The sequence below is a fragment of the Neolewinella aurantiaca genome (assembly GCF_008014675.1).
GTDB lineage: Bacteria > Bacteroidota > Bacteroidia > Chitinophagales > Saprospiraceae > Neolewinella > Neolewinella aurantiaca.
On the sequence record NZ_VOXD01000028.1, the window covers coordinates 60,863 to 74,082 of the forward strand.

Here is a 13,220-nt window from a genome sequence, read left to right on the forward strand (position 1 = left end):
TTTTTTCTGATCTTGATATATATGCCCAAGTCAGAGTGGTTTGCGCCTGTCTTTTCTCTTTAGCAAGTTGTTTTCGGGATGCATTGCTCGGGAGGTGGTCGTTTATTGATAGTAGTTTCTTTGTTTACTCAAGGTTCAAATATCTGTCCGTGCCCCCCTTGTTCAGGCAAGGTGCAAGGTGCAGGGGCGAATGAAGTTCAATACAAATAAAAGGCAGAGCAAATAGGCAAATTCAGTGGGTCGATACAGGCTTGTGAGCCAGGTAAACGCTACGGCTCGGGGTTTCCATGACACTGCGGTTAAGTGAATCTCCCTGACACCATAGTGTTGCGGAGTTAGCAAACCTTCTTCAGATGACAATCACCCTAAGCCCCTAATAAGGTCCCGTACGTCATCCAGAAAACTTCGGCCGACCCTGAGTTTTTTCCATCCTACCCCATATCTGTTCTTATCTATACTGACCTCAATTGTTTCCTTAGAGAAACCAATAATCCTGTTATGGTTGATGACACAGCTGTTGTTGATTTGAAGGAGGTTTGCCGCTGCCCTTGAGTTGTTCATGATGTTGGTAAGCGTGCCGGTACGAGAAAATGCACCATGGTCCGAGATAAAGAAAACTTTTCCTTTGGCGTTTTGCGCTCGTGTCTCGATGTATGATATTGAATCTGGAGGGAGAACGGCTTTCCCCTTACCTGGCCCCCTGGGAACAGCAAAACCCCTGAAAAGGCTCTGCTGGATCCGGATTGCGTTCGTTGGGGTTAGGTTGAGTGCAAATTGTTTATATGCCGCGGATCCGTGAAAGCGAATCAACATTCTTGGAATCCTGGCGTGCCACCCCATCCGGTTTCCTGGTTTCATTATCTCGGTAACATGATGATGAGGTTCAATTTGGTTGTAGATTATCTCTTCCCCAAAGATGGTGTGTATGATTATGGGAACCTTCCCTTTTAGAGCCTTGATGACTGCAATGCCATCCCGGTTATTTCGAGACCCCTTAAGCTCCATGTCTATGATGGCAAGATCATAGGGCGACTGGTAGCGAAGAAATTCGGTTAAGCATTTTATTTGTGGAGATGGGATGAATCCCAGATCAGTAAGGTCTGAGCTGAGCGTCCGATAATCTGATTCACGATCTTCAACAATGAGAATTCTGGGCTTTTGGTTTGGCATGGTGTTCTGTCGAGTAATGTCTAGGCGGAGAAAAGAGCTTCGTAATCGAAATTCCCGTTTTCCCCGAAGCGAATGATTTGTCCTTCCTGATCGGCGGTGAGGTCCTTAATCAATGCCATGCCGAGTGCGGATGAATAATGATCTGGGTTAACCTCTCCGTCGTCGGGTCCGCCATCGCGATAAATGACCCGTATTTCCCCGTCGTCCTCCGTAAGGATGTCCAAGTAAGTAACCACATAGCCTCCTTCTTTGCGGGCGTATTTTACGGAGTTTGTGGTTAGTTCCTGAAGAATAAGACCCAAGTCACTGGCCAGACCGACAGGCACCTCCATGCTGTCGATGTTACAGTTAAGTTCCAGCGGGGTGCCCTCGGCAGAAAAGGATTCCATCAGGTCACCGGCGTAGGCTTCCAGGTATTTACCGAGGTCAATGAAGTAGTTCTCGCGGCGGGGCTGGGTCTGTAGCCGGCGGAAGGCGGTGGTTTGGCGGGCCAGGGCGTTGGTCAGGGAAACGTCCCGCTCTTCCTGAAGGCCCCTCTTCTGTTCGTTGCGCAGAATATTGATGATGCGCTTGAGATAGTTGCCCGTTGTATGAGAGATATGGGTGTTAAGGCGGGAGATGGAATTTTTCTGGCGCGTAATTTCCGCGTTCTTCGCCAGGAGGTCTGCGTTGAGGGCGGCCTCGCGCCGTGAGTTCCGCCGCTGGACAAAATACCCTCCGATAAGGGCCAGGGCTCCAAAACCCAAAGCGAGCAGGCCGTAGCGTTGCCGGCTTACGGTTAACTCACTTACCCGGGCTCTCTCCCGGGTGATTTCTTCCTGTGCGCGGAGCCGGTCATTTTCAAACTCTTCCAGTACGGCGATGGAGTTATCGCTCAACTGCTGAGTATGGAGGCTGTCTTTTATTTTACTGTACTCTACAAAGTGCTCTTCCGGAACTGGCAAACCGGCCCTCATCCTGATTTGAATGCTGTTGTTGAGCACCTTCATCCGGTCTTCGGGGATGGCGTCATAGCTCAGCGCTACGTCATAATCATCTACGGAAGGCCTGAAATCTTTCATTTTTGCCTGAACATCTGCCCGAAGGTGGTAAGCTCCGAATGCGCGGTCCATACGCTCTTCCTTTTGGTAGGTGCTGATTGCCTTATTTGCTTTAGTAAGCGCTTCGGTAAGCTTTCCTTCTTCCATGTCCACATTACCAATATTAACCAACGCTTCAGCATAGTCAGCATCATTGGAGCGGGTATCGAGAATTATTTGAAAATACTTTCGGGCCGAATCTAGCTGTCTTGCTTCATAAAAGTGCTTGCCGAGCCGGTGATTGATCTGAAAAAAGCCCTGCTTGTTCTTTTCATAGTCCGCGAAGTCAACCGCCTGGTAGCAGTAAGGGAGGCCTTGGTCGGCCAGGTCGAGGTCGAGGTATGCATCGCACACAGACTGGACAATCATAGTTGCCTGATAGTAGCTTAGCGGATAATCCAGTAAGCGAACCAGCAAGCGGGCGGCTTCTTCCGTTTGGTTTCTTGCTTTGAGTTTCAACGAGTAGTTGTACTGTAACGGGATGATGAGCACAGTATCCTTCAGTTCTATTGCGAGGTCCATGGATTCCTTATTAAGCCGAAGGGCTTCCTCGGGTTTCCCGGTCTGGTTGTATACGTTGGCGAGAATACTCGTATGACGGACGACGTTGTTGGTCTGACCGTACTTTTTGGCAATGGCCCGTGCTTCTTCCGCATAGCAGCCAGCAGTCTCGTAGTCACTCCTCAGGTAGTACAGGTTGGCCAGGATGTGGGCAGCCCGCCTGATACCGTCTTCAAACTGGATGGTGTGCCCCAGGGTATAGGCGGAGTCCGCGTACGTTTTTGCTTTCTCGTTGTCTTTATTGACAAAGACCCAACTGATTTCGTGAAGGATCATTACCCTTAGTGAATCAGATGACGTGGTATCGACAACTCCATTTAGAGAATCGACAGCAGTAAGAGGAAATACCTGAGCGGAAACGTTATATGAAATGCCGAGAAGGCACGTCATCAAGAGAAAGAGTCTATACACGGCGATGAAGGTGTTTTAATGGTACCAATAAAAGAGAAGGATCGGTATGCAAAATGTAATGGGAAGGGCCGATGTAACATTGCACGAGCGAGGAGCTTGCTGCTGGACCGACACGTGAGCAACGGTAAATCTAAAACAATGTTTAAACATGTCAAAAGATAGACACGAGGTAGTTTTTGAAGAAACCCATAGCTAAAGCTCATAAAATAAGGTCAGGGTGACTGTTGCGATTCGCGAAAAATATCTTTTAACTTTTTTTCCACAATGTCATTCTTCATTCAGGGGAAAAAAAGTGTCGTTTGGAGGCTGTAAGGCTGCACTTGGCCGGAAAACCGTAGCGAAGGGTGCACTTCGAACTGCTTACTTAATACATTTTGATTGTTATAACGTGCTGGTGTAGAGTAGTTTTGGTCGAGTTTAGCGCCGGAAGGTGATTGTTTGACGACCAGAAAATGAGAGATATGCGTATTTGGATGGCACTGCTCAGTATATGCCTGAGCATTGGTAATATTTCAGGCCAGTGTACTGGTAACTGAAACGCTAGAATGTCTGATGTTGATCAAACATTAACCTCTGAACTCTATGAAGCAATAGCTTTTCTCTGTTCGCTTGGTTGGACAGTGAGATCTTTTGTTTGCTTAACGATAAAAAAACTGATTCATGAAAAATAAGCACTAAGCATACTACACACCGATTTCTCTTAGTGGTACTGGAGTGATTCTAGGTAAGCGTTCAGCGTAAGGAAACTGCGTTTACTATTCTGTTTCACGTACACTTTTACACCCATAATTTCAACAAAATGATATTTCTCAAAAGTAATTCACTCTCTCTATTAATTTTTCTATTGTCCTTTTCTATTAGTACTCTTTCCGCACAGGTGGTTCGCCAGTGGGTGCATACCTACGGACAGTCGGCTAAGGACTACGGAACAGATGCAGTAGCGAATGCCGACGGTACCGCGATTGTTATCGCTTCAGTTGATGACGATGAAACGGGGAAAGAGAGTTTATCTCTGACCAAATTTTCCGCTACTGGTGATGTGATCTTTTCTCATTTACTCAGGGATGGTAACAACCACCTTGTCGGCTATGGCTTAGAGGTGAACGAGGATGGTACCATGGTAATAGGCACACAGTTTGGCGGGGACGCATTCGTTCTTTTGGTAAACGAAGAAGGAACTATTCTAAAATCTAACTATGATGAAACCTACAACTTGTGGGATATAACCACCGGCCATAACGGAGAGACAATTGCTTGCGGAGAAAGAAGTGGACGAACCGTCATCAAGGCGTACACGGACTCACTTGATTTAATCTGGGAGAACGAAATCGATCTGGACTTTATTCGAGACGCTGTCTCCGTTGTAGCTACTGAAGACGGTGGCTACGCGCTACTCTGCGCTGTCAATGGAAACGGTGGAGATGTTGCCGTGGTAAAAACGGACGGGCAGGGCCAGTTGGTGTGGTCGAGGATTTACGGTGGGACTCGGCTTGAGTATGTTGATATTGGAAACGATCCTGGTCCAAACATCATGTCCCTCCCAGACGGGAACTTAGTCTTTGGTGCATCAACTCAGTCAGTTAATGGCGATGTTACCTTCCCCGATGATGATAATAACCGGGACAACTTTTGGGTCGTAAAAGTGGATAAAGACAGCGGTGATATCATCTGGAACACCGTCTTAGCTGTAGGCTTTTGTAACGGGATCAACGTCAAACTTGATGGCTCTATTCTAGCGTACGGCAGGGGAAGGTTTGGTGATGTTCCTTCCATTGTGCCTCCTCATCCATCGGGTAGTTCCTCTTCTGAGAATTGGATAGGAAGTCTCAATCCTGATGGGACGGTCATGTACTCCCACTATTTTGACAGTGATGAGGACATCAGCGTCAATCAGGTCGTTAATTACCCAGATGGTACCTGGCTGGTTGTCGGTGCTACACGAAGTGAAGAACCTCCCTTTACCAATGCTGGGAACGACGATGTGGTAGTAATCCGAATGAGCGACGGTACAATTCCCACAGATTCGGGTGATAGCATGGCCGACGGTTTATTGGATACAACGATATGCAGTGGAACGTCGTTTATGATCGCCGGTATTGAGTTCAACGCAGACAATCCAACCGATAATGTCATCCTTGAGGGGCAAGCCGCTGATGGAGGAGACAGTACTTTATCCGTAAACGTGATGTTCTTCCCCCCAGCAGAGAGCGTATTCGAAGCAAGCGTATGTCCTGGTGAAGGTGTAATAATTGATGGGGTATCGTATGATGAAGAAGAACTCCCGGAAATTATAACTCTAACCGGGGGGGCGAGTACAGGCTGTGACTCTATTATCAATGTAGCTATCACGGTACTCTCGGAAGATGACGCAGCCTGCGGTGGGGATAACCCTGATCAGACGGGGTTTGACTGTTTACCGGAATCCAATCCTTTTTGCCTAAGCCAGGAGGAAACAAACGTTGGCGGGACTGCTTGCATAGATGTCACGGCAAATAACTTCGTAGATATTATTGCTTTTCAGTTTGCAATCGAGTTCGATGCTGATCGGATTGAATACACTGATATCGTACTGTCTGATCAGTTGCCAGGACTTACAGTTGAGGATAACTTTGGGTTACAGTTTGCCGATGAAGGCATCATTACCTTTAATTACAACCATTTAACCGGGGAATCCCTGACGCTGGACGATGGAGCGTTGTTGTTTCAAGCTTGCTTCACCGGTCTTTCAGGAGGCTTAGCACCAATTACTGTTACGGACACTATTTTGGGTAGTACGGTTGTTTTGTACAGCGACTTCAGTGAAAGCGAATATGAAGGAAATAGCGGAAGCGTAGATGTAATTCTTTGCTCAGATACCACAATAATAATCGACACGCTCATTTGCTTAGGGCAAACGGTAACATTTGATGATACTAGTATCGGAGCATCCGGAACTTACACTCAAACTGTAGCAACGGTAGAAGGATGTGATTCCACGACAATATTAAATGTTGCGATAAACGAGGTTGAATTTTCATTTCCGGATAATATCGGATTTTGTCCACAGGAACAAAGAATTGTTAGCGGTCCGGACTCGGTAATGATCGGGCTGGCTTCAACCGACGATGATATGCTTGCAGCTAACTTAGTTCTTCCCCTGGGAAGAAGCATGGTCAAGATTCGTGAGGTTGCTAGTGGTTGTGTAAGCATACAAGAAGTAAACGTTTTTGAATTTTCTCCAATAGCGGTTACTGTTTCCGGAGAACGTGAATACTGCGAAAACGAAGAAGGGACATCTGTTACAGCAGAGGGTGCGGCGTCGTACTTATGGAGCAACGGAGATACCACTGCAACCGTTTTTCTTTCCGAAGGTACATATACGGTAACGGGAACGGATGAAAATGGGTGTGAGACAACGGCCGAAGTTACCATTGAAACTCTTCCGCTACCTGTTCTTACCTTAGAAGGAAATTTGAGTTACTGCGCCGGTGACGAAGGAGCTGAGGTGGTTGTCAGCGGTGGACAGTCATATGTCTTCAGCAATGGAACAGAGGGGGCAAGAGCTCTGTTGCTGGAAGGAGAATATTCAGTGATTGGTACCAGCAATGACGGGTGTTCCACAATACTGGACTTTACTGTAATAGAGCTTCCTCTGCCAGAGGCGAACATAGACGGGGAGATGAGCTACTGTGCGGGTGGTGAAGGAGTTGTTCTAACCGCTTCCGGAGGAACCTCGTATGAATGGGATAACGGTACCGAAGGTGAGATGAACACCGTCTTCGCAGGAACATATATAGTGACTGTAACCGATGAGAATGGTTGTAGCTCTATCGCAGAAACTACCGTAGTAGAATTGCCGCTCCCAGAAGTCAACATTCAGGGAGCTGCTTTTTACTGTGCCGATGAACCGGGCGCAACAGTAACTGCAACTGGAGGGGAAAATTACGTTTGGTCCAATGGTGCACTAACTGCCACTGTTACTCTTGAAGCAGGAATCTACACCGTCACTGCTACAGATGACAACGGTTGTGAAAATGTCGCCGAAATAACAATCACGGAGGTTCCGCTTCCAATTGTCCAAATACTTGGGGACCCAAATACATGCCCTCAAGATGGAGGTGCTGTTCTAACGGCTATTGGTGGTAATATTTACCAATGGTCAACGGGAGCAACAACGGCATCCATTGTCGCTCCCGAAGGAGACTACAGCGTAACGGTTACAAATGAGAATGGCTGTAGTGAGTCAGCAAACATCACTGTGATAGGCGATACTACTCCTCCTGTCATTCTGGCATGCCCGTCAGACCGCAGGGGCGTACTGAACTTCGGTCAAACAGAAATCGCAGTCAACTGGAACGAACCTTTCGCAGAGGATATATGCGGTGAAGTTACTTTAAACGGACCGATAGGAGGGGAGGGTGGAGATTTTTTTACCGAGGGAGTATCCAACATCAGTTACGAGGCCGTAGACGAGGCCGGGAATTCAAGCAGTTGTTCCTTTACCGTGACGGTACGCCAAAGTGATGACCTTACTTTTTACGTGGACGGAGACGGTGCTACAGTAGAAAATGGGGTCGTTTGTATACCTGTTCGGACAAGAGACTTTACGCAAGTTGTAACATTCGGTGCTGCATTCTCCATGCCTGACCTTCCGGGAGTAGAATACATCGCTACTATTCCCAGTCCGGAAGTCTCTGCAACTGCAGGTGAGGGTTTCTTCGCTGCTCAGAATAACAACCAGAATCAAGTCGCGATTACCTACCTGAATGCTGAAGGTTCCGGGTTAAGCTTGCCAAATGAAGCTTTAGTCTTCACAATAAAAGCGACTATTCCCGGTAATCCTGGCGACTGCTTTGAAATAGGGACTGTGCTTGACCTCATCGGAATTGAGGCGCTTCAACTCGGTATTGGAGAAACTGTTCCGACACTTATTCCGGGGGAGGTCTGTATTCCTAACAGTTTTGCTGTTATGGGACGCACTTACCGTCCGAATGATGAGCAGACTCCAATTGATGCTACCGATGTCGAACTACAATCTAGTGATGGAACAGATGACTTCGATATTACCGACCTCGCCGGCCGCTACGATTTTGAAGACCTGGACGGTAGCGTTACTCACAGGCTTACCCCTGAACGAGACTTTGAGCATACAGGGCCAGGTATGTTATCTGTCCTTGATATGGCCAGGATGATCTTTCATATCAGGGGGATTGAGTTCCTCACTGATCCTTACCTCATCATCGCGGCCAACACAAATGACGACGACCGGATCAGTTTATTGGATATTAACCCGGTCCGACAGCTTATTCTTGGGTCTATTGGTGAATTTCCTCAAAACAAGTCTTGGCGTTTCTTGCCGGTTAATTATGTTATTGACCCCATGGCTCCGATAAATGAGTATGAGGAGTCCGTAGTAGTATCCAGTTTGGACCAGGACGAAGTTGTTGATTTCTATGGCGTAAAAATTGGTGACCTCAACGACTCTCAACTCAGCCTCTGGGAGGGATCTGGTGAAGATGAGTCGGTCAGCTTTTTGGTTGCTGACCGATATCTGACCACAGGAGAAGAAATAGAAATCTCCGTTGAGTACATCGCAGGACAACCAACGCTACTAGGTTACCAGCAGACATGGTCCTACAATAACAGGGCACTATCCTTCCTCAGTGCTACAGTTACAGGTGGAAGCCCCAAGGATCTCATGACTGTCAATGATGCTAAAAACGGCACGATACGCGCTTTGTACTTAGATTATACTCCCCTTGATACAGGTGAACTCGTTAAAGAGAAATCGACACAATCTTTGAAGATGACTTTTGCCGTACAGCAGTCTGGCTGGTTGTCGGAGGTGTTGAAACTAATTCCTAACGGCGAAATGCCCTCTTTAGCAGCAGTTGGGCAGCACCCAAGGGAAGTAAACGTAGCGGTTGATTTCATTAGGAAGGACCGTTTAGAAACACCGGATGTTACCATCAATCCGAATCCGGTTAAGGGACAGGCAACTACAACAATATTCCTTCCTACTGAAGGTCCATGGGAACTGAGCTTGCTCGATGTGCACGGTCGTACACTTAAGGTTGTAAAAGATGTTGAAACTGGTCGCCAGACACGCCAGGTAAACATTCCTGAGCTTCATAACCTGAAAGTGGGAACTTATTATTTGCATCTCCAAGTTGGAAACCAGACGAAAGTGACCAGTTTCGTAAAACAGTAATAATCCCTATTAATTCATTGCTCCCAGTCAGCTAGCGATAGCTGCTGGCGAGCGATGTTTATACTTAAATATACATCCATGTACACACTTAATCGGTTTTTACTTATTGTAACTTTATTGACTTATTTCTCTGGCCTCTCTTACGCACAGGATACGATATGTATTTATTTTGACACTATAAATGTAGAGCAGGTCTCGGTTGAGCCATCGGTTTACCGGATCCCGATGTACGCGAGTAACCTTGTAGAAGTTTCTGGATTGATTACTGACATCCGTATCGCTGGAGATGGAAATCTCAAAATTTTGGATTTAAACATTGATGAATCGATAGAGTCCGCAGGCGACTTCAATGTATTCTCTGAAGATAGTACCCGAGTCGCGAATAACTTCAACTCTCAAGCACCTGCATTCAGTTGGCCCAACGATACGCCTCTGGGTTATTTGGAAGTTCAGGCAGATTTACTCAACGGCTCTATATCGATTGAATTTGTTAGCCAAACGGCTATAACAGTAATTTCTAATCCGCCGGTACTTCCAGTAAAAGGGATTGATGTAGAATCTGTTATGTATGATCCACAACGTGAACTGACTGGTGTGGTACAGGAAATCGGCGGAGCACCGGTCCCGAATATCATACTCAGCCTACAGACACCAGATTCTCTGCTTTACGACACTACGGACACAGAAGGTCTATATGAATTTTCCGTTCCCGCTGCACCAGGTAGTTTTCAGTTGACGGTTGTGGGGCCTAATGAGCTTTATAGTCGTACTGAGCGGATTTCTGGTATCAACGTAGTGGACATCGACCTAATCTATCGTCATGCAGCAGGAACGCTTCTGCTTTCAAATGCTTCAGCACTAATTACCGCCGACGTAAATGAGGATAGCAACATCGACGCACTCGATGCGGAACTCATTCGTGAATATACCTTCCTTAAAATTGATGCGTTCCCTGGCTCGCCACACTTCCGTTTTTTAACCCAGGAAGAAGAACCAAAAGAGACCGTTAGCTTCGAAAACGGAATACCCGCTGACCAAGAGATTGACTTTGTATTTCTCAAGAAGGGAAATGTAAACTTCAGTAATTAGCCTTCTCCATTGCTCTTTAATCTTTCTCTGCACCTGCGATCGCGCCTCCATATCTGTATTTTTTGTAAAAACACCGCACGATGAAAATTACTTTCTTCCTCCTGTATGTATTACTCGGCTACTCATCTATTGGCGCGGCTCAAGCTGATGAGTGTCTGCCGATTGAGCAGCGTCAGATTATTAGGGATATGATCACCACGAATAGAATTAAGTACGGAATTCGTAAAGTAGGTGAGCAAAAATCATTACCGAATACCTATATCTGGCCAGTAGCTCCTTCTCCAACCACCAACGCTGCAGGTGTTTCTTCTATCTGCCAGTTCGTAGACCATGATGCTACTAATGGCCTTTTGGACTGGAACTGTGGTAATCGGACCTATAATGGTCATCGGGGGACAGACATCTGTAGTACTCCGTACCCTTGGTATATGGTGGAAAATGAGGAGGCTCATATTGTCTCAATGGCCAGCGGAACGATCCTCTGGAAAATGGATGGGAACGACAGTTACAGTTGTGATTTCAGCCAGCCAGACTGGAACGGTATCGGGGTGCAACACAGTGACGGTAGCACGGCTTGGTACGGTCATTTTAAGGAGAATAGTTTGACAACGAAATCGGTTGGCCAGTCTGTTGTTTCAGGAGAGTACCTCGGGGTAATGGCCTCTTCAGGAATGTCTACAGGGCCTCACCTGCATATTGAGATCTACGATGCGGATGACAACTTGGTGGATCCTTATGCTGGCACATGCAATGGGTTGAACTCTAATACTTCTTTTTGGCAAAACCAACCGGGTTACTACCATGCTGGTATTAACCGAGTAACCGTCCAGTCCGGTCCCGCTGAGTATGGACCTGATTGCAATAGCATTGAAACCCCGAACTATCTTGATGAGGTTGATGCAGGAGAATTGATCCACTATCGCTTATTTTTTAGCGGTGTTTTGTCTGGCACGTCGGTGGATTACCAATTGACCGCGCCAGACGGTTCTATTCTTTTTGCCTTAAACACGGCTTTTAACTCAGACGCCTTCGAAACGATAAGAGGGTCAATTTTTTCAATTCCTGCTAGCGCCGAAACAGGAAATTACCGTTTAGAAGCTACTTATCAAGGTGTAACGGTGGATTATGAGTTTGAGGTTGTTGGGGCCGCTGTTACCTGCGACGACGGCATTCAAAACGGAGACGAAGAAGGTATTGATTGCGGTGGGAGTAACTGTGCGCCTTGTGTAAGTCAGTGTGCAGATTTAACGATTACGGATTTCACTTACAATGCTGCTACCAACCGTTGGAGCGTCACGATTACAAATGTGGGGGACGGTACAGCAACGTTTACTAACCCCATGGCGGTACAAGCATACTGGAGTAGTACGCCAACGGGAATGGATCTTCCCGCCAGCGGTTTTGACCTCGCAGCAGTCACTTCCGAGTTACTTCCCGGGGCGTCGGTCACTTTTGGTTTGAATGCGGCAAATGGCCCTTTGGCGAACCAATACCTGAATATTATCGTCGACCGGAATGGAACCTTTTCAGAATGCGATGAAACGAACAACACTTCCTTTATCAACCTGGGAGGAAGCGCTACCTGTAACGAGAGCTACGATGATCCAATACTTGTGTTCGAGGATACTGAAGCTTACAGTACCGGAAGTGGTAACTTTATCCGGTACAATTTAGATGTTGCAAATAATGGCATCTACCCCGACATGCTCTTTGTCGCTTCGCCGGATTTACCCGCTTGCGGAAACAACACTAATGCTTCCCGTACCTGGGTGAATATCTATGATGCTTCAAACAATGGTTATATTTATGGTTTCTGCGCCCTGGATCAATCGTCGAGTCTATCCAATATCTGGTTCGCAGTAGCAGAAGGGGAGTGCCCACCGGAGGAAATTTACATTGTGCTGAATGACCGCCTTTGCGACGTGGAATACACCTCAAATACGATCTCACTTCCCGCTTGCTCCACCTGTAACGATGGCATTCAGAACGGTAACGAAGAAGGTATTGATTGTGGTGGGAGTAACTGTGCGCCTTGTGTAAGTCAGTGTGCAGATTTAACGATTACAGATTTCACTTACAATGCTGCTACCAACCGTTGGAGCGTCACGATTACAAATGTGGGGGACGGTACAGCAACGTTTACTAACCCCATTGCGGTACAAGCATACTGGAGTAGTACGCCAACAGGAATGGATCTTCCCGCCAGCGGTTTTGACCTCGCAGCAGTCACTTCCGAGTTACTTCCCGGGGCGTCGGTCACTTTTGGTTTGAATGCGGCAAATGGCCCTTTGGCGAACCAATACCTGAATATTATCGTCGACCGGAATGGAACCTTTTCAGAATGCGATGAAACGAACAACACTTCCTTTATCAACCTGGGAGGAAGCGCTACCTGTAACGAGAGCTACGATGATCCAATACTTGTGTTCGAGGATACTGAAGCTTACAGTACCGGAAGTGGTAACTTTATCCGGTACAATTTAGATGTTGCAAATAATGGCATCTACCCCGACATGCTCTTTGTCGCTTCGCCGGATTTACCCGCTTGCGGAAACAACACTAATGCTTCCCGTACCTGGGTGAATATCTATGATGCTTCAAACAATGGTTATATTTATGGTTTCTGCGCCCTGGATCAATCGTCGAGTCTATCCAATATCTGGTTCGCAGTAGCAGAAGGGGAGTGCCCACCGGAGGAAATTTACATTGTGCTGAATGAT

General features: G+C 46.9%; 5 protein-coding genes. 3 read left to right on the top strand and 2 right to left on the bottom strand.

What is annotated here, in order from left to right:
* Positions 1–360 precede the first annotated feature (360 nt).
* The gene (locus FUA23_RS16690) at positions 361–1,170 is read right to left on the bottom strand and encodes a response regulator (RefSeq protein WP_147931904.1); all 810 of its coding nucleotides are present in this window, start codon (positions 1,168–1,170) and stop codon (positions 361–363) included.
* A gap of 20 nt (positions 1,171–1,190) precedes the next feature.
* The gene (locus FUA23_RS16695; RefSeq protein WP_187271101.1) at positions 1,191–3,086 is read right to left on the bottom strand and encodes a hypothetical protein; all 1,896 of its coding nucleotides are present in this window, start codon (positions 3,084–3,086) and stop codon (positions 1,191–1,193) included.
* A 934-nt stretch (positions 3,087–4,020) separates the two neighbouring features.
* On the opposite strand from FUA23_RS16695, the gene FUA23_RS16700 reads away from it, so the two are divergent.
* From FUA23_RS16700 to FUA23_RS16710, 3 genes are all read left to right on the top strand, one after another.
* Positions 4,021–9,411, top strand: coding sequence for an HYR domain-containing protein (locus FUA23_RS16700; protein ID WP_147931906.1), 5,391 nt, complete (start codon positions 4,021–4,023; stop codon positions 9,409–9,411).
* Positions 9,412–9,489: 78 nt separating this feature from the next.
* Positions 9,490–10,500 carry a dockerin type I repeat-containing protein gene (locus FUA23_RS16705; RefSeq protein ID WP_147931907.1) on the top strand — a complete coding sequence of 337 codons (1,011 nt, stop codon included), beginning with the start codon at positions 9,490–9,492 and terminating at the stop codon, positions 10,498–10,500.
* 80 nt (positions 10,501–10,580) lie between these two features.
* A partial coding sequence (locus FUA23_RS16710; protein ID WP_147931908.1) for a CARDB domain-containing protein occupies positions 10,581–13,220 on the top strand: 2,640 nt, incomplete at its 3' end.